Consider the following 17,019-nt stretch of genomic DNA (forward strand, 5'->3'; position numbering starts at 1 on the left):
CTTCGGGGAAGTGGAATTAATGGAAACCCTCCTGTTTCCCCCAGAACAACAAAATTGGGGGCAAGTCGCTTCCCTTCGGGGAAGTGGAATTAATGAAAACAAACAAACTATGGCAGCCAGGGAAACTGGCGAAAGTTAGGTGGGCGCTTTTCCAAAAAGGCGCGTTTGCCCTCAGCAGCTTCTTCGGTCATGTAGAACAGCAACGTCGCATCTCCGGCCAGCTCCTGCAGCCCCACCTGCCCATCGCAGTCGGCATTGAAGGCGGCTTTGAGGCAGCGGATGGCCAAGGGGCTGTGCTGGAGAATCTCTTGCGCCCAGCGGATCCCTTCAGCTTCCAGCTCTTCCACCGGCACCACGGCATTGACCAGACCCATCTCCAGGGCTTGGGCTGCGGTGTATTGGCGGCAGAGGAACCAAATCTCGCGGGCTTTTTTTTGCCCCACCACTCGCGCCAGGTAGGCGGCCCCAAAGCCCCCATCGAAGCTGCCCACCCTAGGGCCGGTTTGCCCAAAGATGGCATTATCGGCGGCAATGGTCAGGTCGCAGATGAGATGCAAAACATGGCCACCCCCAATGGCGTAGCCTGCCACTAGGGCAATCACCACCTTGGGCAAAGAGCGGATGATGCGCTGCAGATCCAGCACATTGAGACGAGGGATCCCGGCCTCATCCAGGTAACCGGCCTCGCCCCGTACGCTTTGATCCCCGCCGGCGCAGAAGGCATACTTCCCATCGGTATGGGGCCCGGCGCCTGTTAAGAGCACTACTCCAATCCTGGGATCCTCTCGCACATCGGCAAACGCATCAATCAGCTCGGCAATGGTCTTGGGGCGGAAGGCGTTGCGCTTGTGGGGGCGGTTGATGGTGATCTTGGCAATGCCATCCGTTTTTTCGTAAAGAATGTCTTCGTAGAGCTTGGCCGTCTGCCACATGGTGTCTGGGTGTATCTATTGGGATGCCGGGCCAGGAGAGTTCCGTTTGGCTGATGGGGGCTCACTATGAGGAGCACCTGGGTACTCTGCACCGCTACCGCGAACGGCCTGAAAAGGCTAGGTAGAACGGTTGGTCGCTTGGATGAGGGCTTCCACCAATCCTTCCAAAGTATACTCCTGGGCTGCGATGTCCACTCGACCAAATGCAGCCTTGCAGGTTGCGGCCGTCTTGGGGCCAATGGCGGCAATCTGCACGGGTGGATCCCAGATCTCAGGGCCTAGCCCTGCCTGCTGGATCAAGTGGGCAAAATGCTGTACTGTCTTGGAGCTGGCAAAGGTGAGGATGTCCACCTGGTGGGCTTTAAGAGCTTCCAGGACCTGGGGATCCGCTGCTGCTGGACAGGCGGACTGATAGGCGGCCACCTCCACCACCTCTGCTCCTCGCTGCCGCAACCCCTGTACCAGCTCCTCCCGCCCTCCTGACTCAACGCGGGGAAAGAGGATGCGCTGCCCCTGCACTGGCTGCGGCCAAATGGGTAGCAGGGCTTCGGCCACAAACTCGGAGGGCATCAGATCCGGGCGAATGCCGTACTGGGCCAGCACGGAAGCGGTTTTGGATCCCACCACCGCCACTTGCAGGGAGTGGAGTGCTCGGCTATCTCGCCCCTGCCGCTGCAGCCGCTCAAAGAAAGCCTGCACTCCATTGGCAGAGGTCAGCAGCAGCCAGTCGAATTGTTCCAGGTTGGCAATGGCTGTATCCAAGGGATCCCAGCTCGTGGGCGGCTGGATCACCAGGGTCGGCATCTCCAGCACCCGCGCCCCCTGGGCCTGCAGCAACTCACAAAAAGCTGGTGATTGCCCCTCAGAACGGGTAACCAGCACCGTCTTGCCTGCCAGGGGAGCCGGCGGAGGCAAAGGAGGGATCCCCGGCAAAAAGTCCTGCCGCAGCCGGATCACCTCCCCGACCACCAGCAGACCCGGCAACTTCGCCTGACCCGCCTCCTGCTGCAGCTCCGCCAAGGTGCCCACCCACACCTGTTGCTCTGCCTGCCCCGCTCCCCAGATCACAGCCACCGGTCGGTCTGCCGGGATCCCAGACTCCACCAGCCGTGCGCCAATGTGCTGTCGCTGCCGGGATCCCATCAAAATCACCAAAGTATCCAACTGGGCCAGGGCGCTCCAGGGCAAGGCCTCCAGCTCGTGGGCAGTCAGCACGGCAAAAACGCGGCTTAAGTGCTTATCGGTCAGGGGGATCCCTGCCCAAAAGGGGCCAGCCAGCGCCGAAGACAGCCCCGGCCAAATCTCAAACGGACAGCCCGCCTCCCTAAGGGCTTGGATCTCCTCGCGAGCGCGGCCAAAGATCAAGGGATCCCCTGACTTGAGGTGAACCACCTGTTTGCCTTCTCGGCAGCGCTGGATGAGCCAGTGGATGCCCTCCTGGAGGCTTCCTGGCCCAGAGCGTCGCCACACCTGCGCCTGCGGCGGCAACTCTGCCAACAAGCGCTCATCCACCAGCTCGTCGATCCAGATAGCCTCAGCCTGCCGTAGGATCTCCAGTGCTCCCTGCGTCAGGCCCGCCCGCCCGCCCAGCCCCGCGCCCACCAGATACACCTTGCCCATGCCCTACCCCTTGGAATGTCGATCTTGCCCCTTGTAAGAAGGGGATCCCGCTTGCTTTGCAAATATAAATCGAAGACGCCTCCCAACAGCTCCTCTTCCAAGGGGTGGCCAGCCTGAGGAAAAACTGGTCTACTTGCGAGATACTGAAAGCGTGGCCGCCTGAGGATCCCTGCCTATGTCCGGTGTAACTCCAGAGCCTTGGCCGCGGCGGCGTTTTTTGGCCAGTGGAGCTGCTCTGCTAGCAGTAGGAGCGGGCTCCCGCCCCTCTTCGGCCAGATCCCGGCCCTTGCGACTGGTCACCAACTGGTACGCCCAGGCCGAACACGGCGGCTTTTACCAAGCCCTGGCCACCGGCATCTACGCCGACTACGGTCTGCAGGTGGAAATCCGCATGGGGGGAACGGCGGTTAACGTGCTGCAACTGCTAGCCGGGGGAGCGGCAGATTTTGTGCTCGGCGGCAGCCCCGACGCTCTGGCGGCTCTGCAAGCTGGGATCCCCGTGCTCACCGTGGCCGCCTTTTTCCAGAAGGATCCCCAGTGTCTTTTGGCCCATCCGGGGGTGGGCATCGAGCGCCTAGAAGACCTGCGGGGCAAGCCCATCTGGGTCTCTCCAGGGGCCAACCTCACCTACTGGCCTTTTTTGCGGGCCAAATTTGGCTTTACCGACGAGCAGAAGCGCCCCTACAACCTCAGCCTCACGCCCTTCTTGCTGGACAAGTCTTCTGCCCAGCAGGGCTATGTCACCTCCGAGCCCTTCCGCGTGCGCCAGGAGGGGGGCTTTGATCCCGTCGTTTTTCTGCTGGCCGACTACGGCTATTCCCCCTACGCCACCACCCTGGAGACCACCCGCCCCTTTGCCGAACGACACCCTGAGGAGGTGCGAAAATTTGTGGCCGCCTCCATCCAGGGCTGGCAGAGCTACCTAGAGGATCCCCGCCCCGGCAATCGCCTCATCCGCCAAGACAACCCCAACATGAGCGAGGCCCTTCTGGCCTATGCCCACCAAGCCCTGCAAGACTACAACCTCCTCACCGGCGGCGACGCCGCCACCCTGGGGATCGGCGCCATGACCCACCAGCGCTGGCAAACCTACTTTCAGGAGATGGTGGCCCTGGGGATCGGCGCAGCGGGTCTGGAGGTTCGCCAAGCCTATACCCTCGACTTCCTCCCCGGCCCCACTGCCTAAGGGATCCCCACTTCCATCGCCGCCAAACTGTGCAAAAGCGGGGATCCCTGCATCCCCAGCTCATGGCGCCGGTGCATTTGGTTTGTCAGCAAGTAGGCCAAAGGTGGGTGGCCGCTCAGCCGTTGGCGGGGGTGGGGCAGATGGTCGTTGCCGAACTGGTGGCGGTATTCCTCCGAGTCGATAAAGGCATTGACCATGGCTTGAAAGCCCTGGCGCACCAGAATGTTGTGATAGGCCGCCACCTCCTCCCTGCTGGCCGGCGCCCGTCCCAAAAAGTGCTTAAAAGCCTGCTCCACACAGCGGGTGTTGCAGCCGGCACTGAAAAAGAGCTGCCGGTAGAGCCGGGATCCCCCAATTTGGCGAACCAAGCGCTTGATCCCAATTTGGCCCCGCAAGAAGTCCTGCTCGATCTTCTCCAGCTCTCCCGCCTTCTCGTGCTGGTAGGGCTGGCGTTCCAAAAGCTGTTGGTAGGCGGCCCGCAACAGGTTTTGCAACGTTTGCGGATCCCGCTGGCGTGGTTCCATGGCAATAGCTCCCAATCGACAGAACTGACAAAAACAGACAAAACGAGGGGCTACTTTAAAGAAATGGCCAAGAGAGTAGCGAATGGCTCAATACGCTTTTACGGCAAACTTCAGCACATCCTTCTGTAACAAAATTGCCAATAAAAGACCGTGAAGGTTCTACTTAAGATTTACCTTGCCGACAGAACGACCGGGGGAGATCTGCGATAAATATTTACGAAAGGGTTGTCATTTTCTCCAATTTACGTGATTTCACTTTGTAACTTTCTAGCCGATAAAAAAAATTCCGTGTTTATTCGTAGTTAAGTATTATGACACTTCCATAAGTATTATGACACTTCCATCCAGAATAACCTGCTCCAGATAGATCCAGAATATAAGTTAAGTAAAGAATGCAGTCTCTCCCAGGGTCACAGGTGCAGGGCTCATCATTTGAAGTGCTCTGGTGAAGTGCTCTGGTTTGATTGACTGGGGACTCAGGTGTTGCTGTAGACCTGCAAGGGGGCTGCAGGGGAAGGGATCAATCAATTTTTGTGATTGGTTTGCGTTGCTTATGCAGTAGATCCTGCCCGCCGGGGTTTTTTGTCTGCCCTTAATGTGGATCCCGTCTATGGTTAAACAAATCCGGCTAGAGCCTTTATCTCGTGTCTCGGAGGTCGATACCTACAGCAATCTTCTGTCGGCCATTTTGTCGGAGGAGCTCCATGTCTCAAAGGAATGCAACGGTCGCGGCCTCTGCGCCACCTGTCATGTTTACGTCAAAGAGGGAATGGAAAGCCTCACTCCCATCACCCCCCGCGAGGCGAAAACCCTGGAGACAATCACCAGCGCCCGCAGCAATTCCCGGCTGGCCTGTCAGGCGCGGGTGGTGGCCGATGGGGTGGTGGTGGAGCTGCCGCCGGGGATGTACGTGAACTCGCTCAGGGATATCGAAGTGCTCATCGGTCGGCGGGCCGAACAAGATCTGCTCCACCCGCGGACGGGGCGCGTTTTGGTGGAGCAGGGCAAGATCATCACTCGCTCCACCGTCAAGCAACTGGAAAACGAAGATTTTCGCATCATCGGCAGCACCCTTGCCCAGACCAGCGAGGCCTAAGGGATCGCGGCAGCTTAGCTAGGCCGCTGCGGGGGCGCAATCCCCGTGGCTCACAGGCAAAAAAGGCCAGGCTAGAGGCTCAATAGATTGAATTTCAACAAGAAGGCAGCCCATCAAAGCTAGGGACTTTTCCGATTACTTTGCCGTCTAGATTGCTCCTTAGGAGAAAGCCATGGTTAGCACCACCACTCGATCGGATCCCCGTCCCGCAGTCACCATGCCGGTGGGCCGCGACAAGCACGCTCACTACAGCTACCGCGATTTCTTCCGCTTTAACCGAGAGCAAGGCACGATTATCGACTGGAATAACACCCAAAACCTGCTGCTTAGCGAAGACTTCATTGTCGGCCTGCAGGCCGGCCTAGAGCGGGAAGTGGGCGATGCCTCTGCGGCGGTGATGTACACCATCGGCAAGGAGTGGGGCGTCCGCGATGCCCAGCACTTTTCCCAGTGGTACGAGCGGGAGTACGGGGTTGGGGTCAAGCAGTCCAACCTTTTGTTTTTGCTGGAGACCTGGTGGTGGCCCTTTACGGCGCAAGGGTGGGGCAAGTGGGAGGTGGAAACCGAATCCAAACAAAAAGGGTTCTTGTTCATCAACCTGTTTGACTCGATGGTGGCCCGCACCCTGGGCGACGTGGGCAAACCGGTTTGTCACCTCTATGCCGGGCTGTTTGCCGGATTTTTCTCTGCCATGACCTCCCGTGAGCTGGCCTGCATCGAGATCCAGTGCTACGCAATGGGCGAAACCTACTGCAAGTTTTTGCTGGGCAGCCAAGAGCGCATCGATGCCGCCAATTTCTGGATGAGCGAAGGGGCCAGCGCCCGTGAGATCGAGCAGCGTTTGCGCCAACTGTGAGGCCTGCCTGTGGCTTTTGCAGTCCCTCTCTTCGGCATTGTGGGGAGGATGCCTATGCTTACTTCCAACCTCAACCCCAATCTGGACTTAGGGCAACCGCTAGCAGTTTTTTTGCAAGGGTTGAATTGGGATAACCGTCCCTCAGTCCAGACCTTTTTCTCCTCAGAAGTGTTGCCGGAGTTCGGCGCGTCCCTGCTTTTGGCCCAGTCGGTGTTTTTGCCGGCTGCAATTGGTCGGGCATCTGCCTGCGCCCAGAGCTGCCGCCAGAGGATCCCTTTACCCTTGAGGATTTTGCCGCTTTGTTTGGCGGAGCTTTGCTTTAGCCCTGCTTGGCCCCAACTTAGGCCTTGCTTCCTCGAGCCGCTCGATCTTTTGACTCGTATCGCGTTTTTTAAGGAGACCTCACCCATGAACGACCTTCGCCCTTGGCCGGAGCGCATTGCCGATCGAGAAGGGGATTACCTGACACCCGACGATCTGCAAGATCTCATCCGCTACGCCCTCTCGTTTCCAGAGCGGCTGGATCTCTACCAAGTCTTGCAACAACAAGAGCGGGCGTGGATCGAGCAGGTTCTGCAACAGCACGGGTACACCGGCGGGGCAGAATCCTCTCTTACCCCCGCTCAGCGCCTCTTGGCCCGGCAACTGGCCTTCTGCCTGCGCTCCCTGGGCTTGAGCCTGTTGCTGGGGGATCCCACCCCTCTGCAGCAGGGGACCCTTGGCGCGATGGAACAGTATTTGGGGCTGCCGCAGGCGCTGGATCAACTAGGTGCAGTGGTGCAGGGATCCCTGTCAGCAGAGCAATGGGAACTGCTTGCCCCCTACTGGCAACTCCTGCGGGCTACTGGGGATCCCTCTTCTGCCCCTTTGCCTAAAGCCAAGGCAGAAGGGGCCTCGGAACCGGCACCTACCCTGATGGAAATGTTCGCGTAAGACCAGCCAACGGAGGCTCCCGATGATGCTGATGAATTCAAGCGTGGCCGAGCTGATGCAGCAAAGCGAGGGTCGCTATCTGCGCCCAGATGAGTTGAAAACCCTACACGCCTACGTGGAAGGGATCCCCAAACGAGTCCGCCTGTATCAAGTCCTGCAGGCCAAGGAGCAGGAGCTGGTGGATTGGGTGATGGAAAAGTTCCAACAGATGATGCCGAATTTGCCCCGCCAACATGGGCACCTGGCCTGGGAGCGCTGCCGCCGCGACCTGATCATGGTGTGGCGCTACTGCTGCCTGGCTATGCTGCTCAATGACGAGGATTACCTGCGGGATAAGTTGCTCTACTGGCTGGAGACGATCCTGAAATCTTTCAAGATGCGCGACCAGTGCCAGCCCGCCTACAAGTTGATGCTCGACTCCCTCAGCGCTGTTTTCGGCCCCGAAGAGAGCGAGTCCATCCGCCCCTACGTGCTCTTGGCCAAGTCGATGCTGGTCAACTAGAGTCCAGAGGACAGCCATGACCACCCTGCAAGAGCTCCTGCAAGACCAGATCCTGCCCGGCCACTGCTTCAGCCCTGCCTACTACATCCGCCCCGACATCCACAGCGGCCTGCTCTACAGCCGGGGAGGATACCGCCTGGCGGCCTTTCCCATGCCCCTCTTGGAAGCCATCTACGCCGGCTTGCGCTACGAAACCGGCCAAGCCACCCGCGTCATCCTCTACAACTGTGGTCGCGAGTGGGGAGAGGCGTTTTTCCGCCGCATTGAAGACGAACTCTCCCGCTACTACCAACAGCCGTTGCAGGAATTGCCGATGGGGATCTTCCTCGATGCCCTCAGCGATCTCTGGGCCACCCACGGCTGGGGCCGCCTGGAGCTGGATTTTTCCGCCGCCGACCGCGGCCTGGTTCAAGCCAAGATCCGCAACTCCGGCTTTGCCCTGGCTGCTCGTGCCAGCCTTAGGCCGGAGGAACTGTCTGCGCGGCGGGAGCCGGCTGGCCATCTGGAGGCGGGCATGCTGGCCGGCCTCTTCTCCTTGCTCTCGGAACGGGATCTAGTCTGTGTGCAGACCACCTGCGAGTCCCTGGGGGCCGACCTCAACCGCTTCCTCATCGGCACCGCCCAGCGCCTGCACAATTGTGAAGAATGGGTGCGCAAAGGCCTCTCCCACGAGGAGATTTGGGATCGGCTGGCCGCCGGTTCCTAGGGAGGGATCCCTGCTGAAGACCCATGTTTCCAGGCTGGCAGAGAAGGAGAGAATTGAATTTTTCTGGGTCTTAAGACTTGTAAAGACAAAGACAAATCTCCCTGCTCAATCTTTCATCTTTTGCAAAGTTTTTTGGGCTCCTCGGCCAGTAGGTCCTCAACTGAGCAGCCGTCGAGATCCCAATTGCTAAGAAAGTTAGCTGTCCTTAGGGATCCCTGCGTAATATATTTTTTCACACGCTCCCCTACAAATTCGCCATCCTAAATATTAGCTATTCCAAGTCTTGAGCAGTTGCGAAGGGGGAGAGGCAATGAATGCTCAGCAACGGAGCCAAATCATCGCTTCGGAGTGGATGATCGACAGCCAAAATCCGGTTCATTCCATTTCCCGGCTGAAGCGGCGGGCAACTTACTCCGACGTTACCCTTTGGTGGCTGGTGGTGCAGCTCAATCTGAGCGAGCACAACTCCATTCATTCTGATCCTCGCTAGGATTGACAGCCCAAGGAGAGTCGGTTAGAAGGGAATTCCAGCCCAAAACATCCTCACTCACGAGTCCAACTCGAAAGTTAAAGCAAGCTAAAAAAACAAAAGAAGAGCTGAAACTTGAGGTAAGCAACTTCTCAAGCAACAGCTCTTCCGTTCAAGGCGAGACCAATAGAGAGAAGCGGGGATCCCGATGCTCCCTAATCTGTCGGGGGCAAAGCCGCCACCTGAGCCGGTTGCACCGGCAGGAGGGGCCGTTGCACAATTTCCGTCGGCAGGGCACTGCGCAACTGAGCAGCTACCGCCACCGTTGTAACGTCGTAGGTTTGGGTAGCCAGCCGCGGGTAGAGGCCAATGCCGAGAATCGGCAACAGCAGACAGAGAGCCACCGCCATTTCTCGCGGGCGCAGATCCCCCAGGTAGTCTTCCAACACCAAGCCGGGATCCTGAGCCCCATAGAACACCTGCCGCAGCATAGAGAGCAAGTAAATGGGCGTCAGAATAATGCCCACTGCCGCCAGCAGAGCAATTCCTGCCTTGAAGGTCGGCGCATAGGCATCGCTGGTGATCAAGCCCAAGAACACCGTCAGCTCGCCCACAAATCCGCTCATTCCGGGTAGCGCCAACGAGGCCAGGGATCCTGCTGTAAACAGGGCAAAGGCCTTCGGCATTTGCTTAGCCAACCCGCCCAACTTGTCGAGGGCAAGGGTGTGGGTGCGCTCGTAGGTGATCCCCGTCAGGAAGAACAAAACCGCAGCGATCAGACCGTGGGAGATCATCTGCAAGAGGGCGCCGTTGAGACCTAGCTCCGTAAAAGCGGCAATGCCGATCAAGACAAAGCCCATATGGGCAATGGAGGAATAGGCCAAGCGCCGCTTGAGGTAGTTTTGCCCCAGGGCGGCCAGGGCTCCGTAGACGATGTTCACTGCCCCCAGCACCGCCAGCACTGGCGCGAAGTACACATGCGCCTCCGACAAGATGCCCACGTTTAGGCGGATCAGGCCGTAGCCCCCCATCTTGAGCAGCACCCCGGCCAGGATCATGGAAATGGGCGCCGAGGCTTCGCTATGAGCATCCGGCAGCCAGGTGTGCAGCGGAAAGACCGGCAGCTTCACCCCAAAGGCAATTAGGAAAGCTGCATACGCCAAGATCTGGAGAGCCAGCGGATAGGACTTGGCCCCCAGCTCTGCCATCTCCAAGCTAAAGCCCTCGCTGCCAAAGGCCATCGCCAGGGATCCCACCAGAATGAAAATAGAGGCGGCAGCGGTGTAGAGGATAAACTTGGTGGCGGCGTACTGGCGCTGTGGCCCACCCCAGATGGCAATCAGGAGATAAACGGGCACCAGCTCGATCTCCCACATCAAGAAAAAGAGGAGCAGATCCTGCGCCAAGAACACGCCCACCTGGGCGCCGTACATCAGCAGCAGCAGGAAGAAAAACAAACGCGGCTTGTGGGTGAGATTCCAAGCCGCCACGATCGCCAAAGTCGTAATCAAGCCCGACAGCAGCACCAGCGGGAAGGAGAGGCCATCCACCGCCAGCGACCAGTGGAACCCAATCTGGGGAACCCAGGCGTAGCGCTCCGCCAGTTGCAGCGAAAAATCCCGCAGGTCGTAGCGCTGCCCGAAGACATAGACCATCAGGCCCAAATCCAAAGCCCCCACAGCGAGGGCATACCAACGCGCCCAGCGGCTCTGGGGGAGCAGGGGGATCCCAAAGGCTGCCAGCAGCGGCAAGAGCACCAGGGCCGACAGCCAGGGAAACTCAAGAGAATTGCTCATGACCGGGAATAAATACTCATGCTCGATACCCCAATGATATGAAGCTATGTAAACAAATGGAAAGCGATTTTTACAGATCTGCGCTCTTGCGCAGATCTGGAGAAGGTTTCTCTGAGGCTAAGCCGGGAGGATTGCCAAGGGAGCGGCGATGGCAGCCCGGGTGGAAAGTTGCGCGGAGTTGGGCCCCCGCACTCCCTCGACACTGGGAACCAAGCAGGATCTACTCGTCTTCAGCGAAAACGAAGCGGTGCAACTCGTCCAGGGTAGGCTCAGGGCTTTCCAGCGCGAAAAGGACGGCATCCTCAATCACGGCGCTCACCTTTTCCTGAATGGCCTGGAAGTCCGCTTCAGTCATCAAGTTGTGTTCCAAGGCGTAGCGCTCCAGTCGTTTGATGGGATCCCGCTGCCGCCAGAATTCTTTTTCTTCCGGGCTGCGCAGCTCGTCGGGGTCGGCCAAAGAGTGGCCGCGGAAGCGATAGGTGAGGCACTCCAGCAAGGTGGGGCCTTCCCCGGCGCGGGCACGGGCAATGGCCTGCTGGGCTGCCTCCCGCACCGCCAGCACGTCCATACCGTCTACTTGGTAGCCGGGCATGCCAAAGGCGGGGCCCTTGAGGTAGATGTCGGTTACCGAAGTGGCACGCCTGTGGGCCATGCCAATAGCCCAGAAGTTGTTCTCCACCACGTAGACGATGGGCAACTTCCAGAGGGCGGCCATGTTGAGGCATTCATAGAACTGGCCGTTGTTGCAGGCTCCATCCCCAAAAAAGCAGACGGTCACCTGGTCGGTGCCGCGGTACTTGGCCGAAAACGCTGCTCCCGTCGCCACCGGGATCCCTTCGGCCACAAAGGCATAGCCCCCCAAAAAGTTGTGCTCTGCCGAAAACAGGTGCATCGAGCCGCCGCGGCCCTTGCTGCAGCCGGTAGCCTTGCCAAAGAGCTCCGCCATCACTGCTCGTGGGGGAATCCCGGTGCTAAGGGCATGCACGTGATCCCGGTAGGTGCTGCAGACGTAGTCGGTGGGCTTGAGCGCCTTGATCACCCCCGTGGACACAGCCTCCTGCCCGTTGTACAGGTGCACAAAGCCGAACATCTTGCCCTTGTAGTACATCTCGGCGCACTTGTCCTCAAACAGGCGGCCCAGCACCATGTCTTCGTAGAGCATGCGGGCTTCTTCGGCAGAGATGCGAGCGCTAGCCACGGGGGACGTCAGTTCCTGAACCATGCTGGAATCGGGTCGAGGGTAACCAATTTTTGCAGCTTTTCAATTATTCCATGCTCCGCGACATCTGAAGCCCCCAACCCAGGGATAGGTAGGGATCCCAGTTCCAGAGAGGGGTTCCTCTGGGATCAAGAAGAGTAAACTGGAAGGCTAGGGCAAGAGGCATTTTCGTTGCAGCAGCCGCAGCAGGACTTCATCGCGCAGACGCAAATCCTAAACACCAAGAGCGCAAGGCTGAGGGCTGCTTCTGCCTTCGGCGTGGACTTTGACCTGGAGCCGCGGGCAGGAGGTCTTTGGCCAACCAACGTGACGGGGTGTGCCTATGGGAGCCCGTTGGGTTAGCGGTTTTGCGGCGGTCCTGTTTGCCCTGACGGTTACCCTGCTAGGGGGCTGGTACTTCACAGCAGCCATGGGGCTGATCATTTTCCTGGCCCAACTGGAGTTCTTCCGCCTGGTGCAGGCCAAGGGCAATGCGCCGGCCATGCGCACCACCATGTTGTCTAGCCAGGTGCTGGTGTTTTTGCAGCAGGCAAAGCCGGAATGGACCAGCCCTGCTTTTATTGTGGCGGGATCCATCATCTGTTTTTATTTGCTCTTTAAGCCCAAGGTGGCCACCATTGCCGACATTGCCACTTCGATTTTGGGGTTGTTTTACTGTGCGCTGTTGCCCAGCTTTTGGATCCGGGTCAGGGCCCTGTCTTTTTCCCAAGAGCTTGGGGAAGGACTGTGGATTACGCTGCTGGCCATCGGCTGTGTCATAGCAGCGGATGTGGCCGCCTATCTCTGTGGGCGGACCTTTGGGCGCACCAAGCTCTCCATCCTCAGCCCCAAGAAGACGGTGGAAGGGGCCGTAGCGGGGATTGCCGCCAGCATGGCCCTGGCTGTGGCGGGAGCCTACTACCTCAAGTGGCCGTGGAGCTGGCTGAGCGGCGGGGTGTTGGGGTTTTTAATTGGGCTGACCAGCCTGCTGGGGGATCTGACCGAATCGCTGATGAAGCGAGATGCCGGCGTCAAGGATTCCGGGGATCTCATCCCCGGCCACGGCGGCATTTTGGATCGGGGAGATAGCTACGTCTTTACCGGGCCCCTGGTGTTTTACTTTATGCAATGCCTGGAGTGGCTTAGCGCCTATTTCAATCGTTGACATACTTTAGCCGCATCTCTCAGGGCTGAGGGTATTGCGATAGCAGCGCGGAGCTGTGGGTCGGCGGCAAAACTCTCAACTGGGTTTGAGATAGCTAGAGTTGCGGGCAGAGGTCCGAGTTATTTTGTTCCTGAGCTTTTCATTGTTGCACTTCAGAGATAAACTGCCTAACATTTTCCAGACAGCAAAACCCCTGCGGGTTGTTGACCTGGCAGCCGCAGCGCTTGGCTTTGATGTGGGCGGCAATTTCCTCCAGAATGGCCTGGGGCGTTTTGGATCCCTTCAGCTCTTGCCGGATGCGCTGGCGCGTCCAGCCAAAACAGTAGCAGACGGGCACGTCCTCGCCACTTTCTTTTTGAAAGACTGGAACCTTGAGGTCGTCAACCCCAAAGCTCTGACCTTGCTCAGAAAAATAAACAACAGGACAAATGGGATCCCGACAAAACGCATAGCTGCTGTCGGCATCCAATTGTGCCAAAGCTGGAGGAGATAGCAGGCTCTTCAGGGTAATCAGTTGAATTGAGATCCCCTGCTCCCCACTTCTTGGGCACAAGGGCTGCCAAGCACTAGCAGAAAATGGTACAAGGGGTTCTCTTGTCATGAGTTATCAAGCTGTTGTTGAAAGATGGCGCAAGAAGAGCTTTTCTCTTGCTCAGAAAATTTTTGTTGACACTTTTCAATGAGTGTTGACAACTCCCCTCTGAGTTCCTGCAGATGGGCAATTGACTTATCGATTTGTCTGAGCTTTTCGGTTAGCTTTACGTACACCTGCCAACAGGGCAAAGCCTGCCCATTCTCCTGAAGCAAGAGCAGTTCCTTGATCTCGGCTAGGGTAAGTCCCAAAGCCTTGGCGCGGGCGATGAAAGCCAGCCGCTCCAGCTCAGGCTCCCCGTAGAGGCGATAGCCCCCCTCCGTCCTGCGCGGCTTGGGAATGAGCCCCAGGCGCTCGTAGAAGTAGAGGGTTTGGGGGGTGATGCCCAGTTTCTCGGCTACCTGACCCACCCGCAGCAGTTCAGACATGCCCGGTTGATTCCCTCTCTCCAGAAGCTCTCTCAGCCTAAACCCTATAGCTAACTACAAGGTCAAGAGGGATCCCTAGCAAGAGCCCGCCGGCTTAAAGTAAGCCTGCTAACCTATAGGGTAGTCCTTTAACAAGCCTGGCCTGGATTCTGCATGACTGCTGCACCTTCCCTCGCCCACCTGCCCAGCCAGTACAACCCCTTTGAGACCGAGCCGAAGTGGCAGCGCTTTTGGGAGGAAAAGGGGTTTTACGTAGCGGATCCCAAGGCGCCGGGAGAAGCCTTCAGCATGGTGCTGCCCCCGCCCAATGTCACCGGCAGCCTACACATGGGCCATGCCTTTGCCTTTACCCTGCCCGATGTGGTGGTGCGCTACAAGCGCATGCGCGGCTACAACGTCCTCTGGCTGCCGGGCACGGATCATGCCAGCATTGCCGTGCACACCATCCTGGAAAACCAACTGCGCCAGGAGGGCAAGAGCCGCTTTGAGCTGGGCCGCGAGGCTTTTCTAGAGCGGGCCTGGGCCTGGAAGGAGCAATCCCAGGGCACCATCAAAAGCCAACTGCGGCGGCTGGGCCTGTCGCTGGACTGGACGCGGGATCGCTTTACCCTCGACGAGGGCCTGAGCCGGGCAGTTACGGAAGCCTTTGTCCGCCTCTACGAAGCAGGGCTGATCTATCGGGGCGAGTATTTGGTCAACTGGTGTCCGGCCACCCAGTCAGCAGTCTCCGACATCGAGGTGGACAACAAAGAGGTCAAGGGCCACCTCTGGCATTTCCGCTACCCCTTGGCCGCCGATCCCGGCCAGTACCTGGTGGTGGCCACCACCCGCCCGGAGACGATGCTGGGGGATACAGCCGTGGCGGTCCACCCCCAAGACGAGCGCTACCGCCATCTCATCGGCCAGTTTGTGCGGCTGCCCATCAAGGATCGCCTCATCCCCATCATCGCCGACGAGTATGTGGATCCCACCTTTGGGTCTGGCTGCGTCAAGGTCACCCCGGCCCACGACCCCAACGACTTTGAGATGGGCCGGCGCCACCAGTTGCCCTTGATCAACATTCTCAACAAGGACGGCACCCTCAACGAGAACGGGGATCCCTTCACCGGCCTGGATCGCTTTGTGGCCCGCGAGAAGGTGGTGCAGTGGTTTGCTGAGCACGGCCTGCTGGAGAAGGTGGAGGAGTACACCCACAGCGTGCCCTACAGCGACCGCGGGGGTGTGCCCATTGAGCCGCTGCTCTCCATTCAGTGGTTTTGCGATGTTTCCGGGATGGCGGCCCGCTGCTTGCAGGAGGAGCGGGAACACCACAACCCCCGCTTTATTCCGGAGCGCTGGACCAAGGTTTACACGGGCTGGCTGGAGAAGCTGCGCCCCTGGTGTATCTCGCGGCAACTGTGGTGGGGGCACCAGATCCCGGCCTGGTATCCGGTCATCGACGGCCAGCTCCCTGAGGATCCGCAGGCTTTTGTGGTGGCCCGCAACGCCGAAGAGGCGTGGGCCAAGGCGCGGGAGAAGTTCGGCCCCGACGTGGAGCGGCTGGAGCGGGATCCCGATGTGTTGGACACCTGGTTTAGCTCGGCGCTGTGGCCTTTTTCCACGCTGGGCTGGCCGGAGGAGACGGAGGACTTCAAGCGCTACTACCCCACCTCCCTGATGTCTACGGGCTTCGACATCATCTTCTTCTGGGTGGCCCGCATGGCCATGATGGGAGTGCAGTTTACCGGCCAGATCCCCTTCAAAGATGTCTACATCAACGGCCTGGTGCGGGACGAGCACGGGGCGAAAATGTCCAAGTCCAAGGGCAACGGCATCGATCCCATCGAGCTTTTGGACAAGTACGGCACCGACGCCCTGCGCTACGCTTTGGTTAAAGAAGTGGTGGGGGCCGGCCAGGATATCCGCCTGGCCTACGACCGCAAGACTGGCGAGAGCGCCAGCGTCGAGGCGGCCCGCAACTTTGCCAACAAGATCTGGAACGCCTCCCGCTTTGTGCTGCTGAACCTAGAGGGGCAAACCCCCGCCCAACTGGGATCCCCGGCTCCGGAGGCGCTGGAGCTGGCCGATCGCTGGATCCTGTCGCGGCTGCACTCCACGGCCACCCAGGTTATTGAAGAGCTGGAAGCCTACGGCCTGGGCGAGGGGGCGCGGCTCTTGTACTCCCTGATTTGGGATGACTTTTGTGACTGGTACATCGAGCTGGCTAAACCCCGGCTGCGGGGAGAAGACCTCGCTTCCAAGCGCACGGCGCAGCAGGTATTGGCCACCGTGCTGGAGACCATTCTGCGGCTGCTGCACCCCTGGATGCCCCATATCACCGAAGAAGTCTGGCAGCTCCTCACCCAGGCCAACCAAGCCACCTCCATCTCCGTCCAGCCCTATCCCACCCCCGACCCCAGCTGGGTTAACCCGCAACTGGAGCGGGAGTTTGGCCTGGTGATCCAGACCATCAGCAGCCTGCGCAACCTGCGGGCAGAGGCTGGCCTTAAGCCGCATCAGACCATCGCCGCCTTTCTGGTTACCGCCGATCCGGACGAGCAGCGGATCCTCACCACCGCCCAGGCCTACATCCGCGAGCTGGCCAAGGTGGAGTCCTTAGAAATCACGGGATCCCTGGCCAGGGATCCCAAGCAGGTGGCGGCTGCCGTAGTGGGCACAGTGCAGGTGCTGGTGCCCCTGGCAGGGCTGGTGGATGTGGAGGCGCTGCGGGCCAAGGTGCAAAAAGATCTGGCCAAGCTGGAAAAAGAAGCCCAAGGGATCCGCGCCCGCCTGGAGAACCCCAATTTCCTCAGCCGGGCCAACCCCGAAGTGGTGCAGGCCAGCCGCGAGCAACTGGCGGAGCTGGAGGCCCAGATGCAGCTTTTGCAAGCCCGCATGGAAAAGTTGGGCTAGAGCAGTGGGGAGCGCTCTCCTTGGCGGCTCTTGCCCTGGGCAGCCGACTTTCGTAGCCTCGAGCTTAATGGCACCGGCTATTTTTGCGAAATTGCAGTGGCCATTCCCCATCTCTGTGTTACGA

General features: G+C 59.2%; 16 protein-coding genes. 9 read left to right on the plus strand and 7 right to left on the minus strand.

The features are described 5' to 3' along the window. Positions 1–107: 107 nt before the first annotated feature. Both menB and cobA read right to left on the minus strand, forming a co-directional pair. Complete coding sequence (menB, locus tag SYN63AY4M2_RS04725; RefSeq protein ID WP_011432215.1) at positions 108–932, minus strand: 1,4-dihydroxy-2-naphthoyl-CoA synthase; 825 nt, start codon at positions 930–932, stop codon at positions 108–110. Positions 933–1,049: 117 nt separating this feature from the next. Next, on the minus strand, positions 1,050–2,552 hold the full coding sequence (cobA, locus tag SYN63AY4M2_RS04730; protein WP_099812435.1) for a uroporphyrinogen-III C-methyltransferase: 1,503 nt from the start codon (positions 2,550–2,552) through the stop codon (positions 1,050–1,052). A 175-nt stretch (positions 2,553–2,727) separates the two neighbouring features. Here cobA and SYN63AY4M2_RS04735 point away from each other — a divergent pair, with 175 nt between their 5' ends. After that, on the plus strand, positions 2,728–3,738 hold the full coding sequence (locus SYN63AY4M2_RS04735) for an ABC transporter substrate-binding protein (protein ID WP_099812436.1): 1,011 nt from the start codon (positions 2,728–2,730) through the stop codon (positions 3,736–3,738). On the opposite strand, the gene SYN63AY4M2_RS04740 is transcribed toward SYN63AY4M2_RS04735, so the two are convergent. Then, the gene (locus SYN63AY4M2_RS04740) at positions 3,735–4,262 is read right to left on the minus strand and encodes a phycobilisome rod-core linker polypeptide (RefSeq protein WP_099887245.1); all 528 of its coding nucleotides are present in this window, start codon (positions 4,260–4,262) and stop codon (positions 3,735–3,737) included. The two genes, SYN63AY4M2_RS04735 and SYN63AY4M2_RS04740, sit on opposite strands and share 4 nt — an antisense overlap. Before the next feature lie 610 nt (positions 4,263–4,872). On the opposite strand from SYN63AY4M2_RS04740, the gene SYN63AY4M2_RS04745 reads away from it, so the two are divergent. From SYN63AY4M2_RS04745 to SYN63AY4M2_RS04770, 6 genes are all read left to right on the plus strand, one after another. Next, a complete protein-coding gene (locus SYN63AY4M2_RS04745) occupies positions 4,873–5,358 on the plus strand; it encodes a 2Fe-2S iron-sulfur cluster-binding protein (protein ID WP_099887246.1) in 486 nt (161 codons plus the stop codon). Between the two features lie 172 nt (positions 5,359–5,530). Next, positions 5,531–6,214, plus strand: a complete 684-nt coding sequence (locus SYN63AY4M2_RS04750; RefSeq protein WP_011429429.1) for a V4R domain-containing protein — start codon at positions 5,531–5,533, stop codon at positions 6,212–6,214. A gap of 408 nt (positions 6,215–6,622) precedes the next feature. Beyond that, positions 6,623–7,147, plus strand: coding sequence for a hypothetical protein (locus SYN63AY4M2_RS13765; RefSeq protein ID WP_168173316.1), 525 nt, complete (start codon positions 6,623–6,625; stop codon positions 7,145–7,147). A 31-nt stretch (positions 7,148–7,178) separates the two neighbouring features. Continuing rightward, entirely contained in the window at positions 7,179–7,649 is a 471-nt protein-coding gene (locus SYN63AY4M2_RS04760) for a phycobilisome protein (protein WP_240527736.1), read from the plus strand. Positions 7,650–7,665: 16 nt separating this feature from the next. Then, a complete protein-coding gene (locus SYN63AY4M2_RS04765; protein ID WP_011429426.1) occupies positions 7,666–8,355 on the plus strand; it encodes a V4R domain-containing protein in 690 nt (229 codons plus the stop codon). Positions 8,356–8,665: 310 nt separating this feature from the next. After that, positions 8,666–8,845, plus strand: a complete 180-nt coding sequence (locus SYN63AY4M2_RS04770; RefSeq protein WP_011429425.1) for a hypothetical protein — start codon at positions 8,666–8,668, stop codon at positions 8,843–8,845. A gap of 194 nt (positions 8,846–9,039) precedes the next feature. On the opposite strand, the gene SYN63AY4M2_RS04775 is transcribed toward SYN63AY4M2_RS04770, so the two are convergent. Both SYN63AY4M2_RS04775 and pdhA read right to left on the minus strand, forming a co-directional pair. After that, a complete protein-coding gene (locus SYN63AY4M2_RS04775) occupies positions 9,040–10,620 on the minus strand; it encodes an NAD(P)H-quinone oxidoreductase subunit 4 (RefSeq protein ID WP_099812445.1) in 1,581 nt (526 codons plus the stop codon). 220 nt (positions 10,621–10,840) lie between these two features. Beyond that, complete coding sequence (pdhA, locus tag SYN63AY4M2_RS04780; RefSeq protein ID WP_099812446.1) at positions 10,841–11,842, minus strand: pyruvate dehydrogenase (acetyl-transferring) E1 component subunit alpha; 1,002 nt, start codon at positions 11,840–11,842, stop codon at positions 10,841–10,843. Positions 11,843–12,161: 319 nt separating this feature from the next. Here pdhA and SYN63AY4M2_RS04785 point away from each other — a divergent pair, with 319 nt between their 5' ends. Beyond that, a complete protein-coding gene (locus tag SYN63AY4M2_RS04785; protein ID WP_011429420.1) occupies positions 12,162–12,983 on the plus strand; it encodes a phosphatidate cytidylyltransferase in 822 nt (273 codons plus the stop codon). A gap of 139 nt (positions 12,984–13,122) precedes the next feature. Here SYN63AY4M2_RS04785 and SYN63AY4M2_RS04790 read toward each other — a convergent pair whose 3' ends face one another. Together SYN63AY4M2_RS04790 and SYN63AY4M2_RS04795 are read right to left on the minus strand one after the other, a co-directional pair. Beyond that, a complete protein-coding gene (locus SYN63AY4M2_RS04790; RefSeq protein ID WP_049749709.1) occupies positions 13,123–13,584 on the minus strand; it encodes a copper chaperone Copz family protein in 462 nt (153 codons plus the stop codon). Further along, the gene (locus SYN63AY4M2_RS04795; protein ID WP_011429417.1) at positions 13,581–14,003 is read right to left on the minus strand and encodes a heavy metal-responsive transcriptional regulator; all 423 of its coding nucleotides are present in this window, start codon (positions 14,001–14,003) and stop codon (positions 13,581–13,583) included. Before SYN63AY4M2_RS04795 ends, SYN63AY4M2_RS04790 begins: the two co-directional genes overlap by 4 nt. Before the next feature lie 153 nt (positions 14,004–14,156). Here SYN63AY4M2_RS04795 and SYN63AY4M2_RS04800 point away from each other — a divergent pair, with 153 nt between their 5' ends. Continuing rightward, positions 14,157–16,895 carry a valine--tRNA ligase gene (locus SYN63AY4M2_RS04800; protein WP_099812447.1) on the plus strand — a complete coding sequence of 913 codons (2,739 nt, stop codon included), beginning with the start codon at positions 14,157–14,159 and terminating at the stop codon, positions 16,893–16,895. Positions 16,896–17,019: the final 124 nt, after the last annotated feature.

Source organism: Synechococcus sp. 63AY4M2 (genome assembly GCF_002760475.1).
Lineage (GTDB): Bacteria > Cyanobacteriota > Cyanobacteriia > Thermostichales > Thermostichaceae > Thermostichus.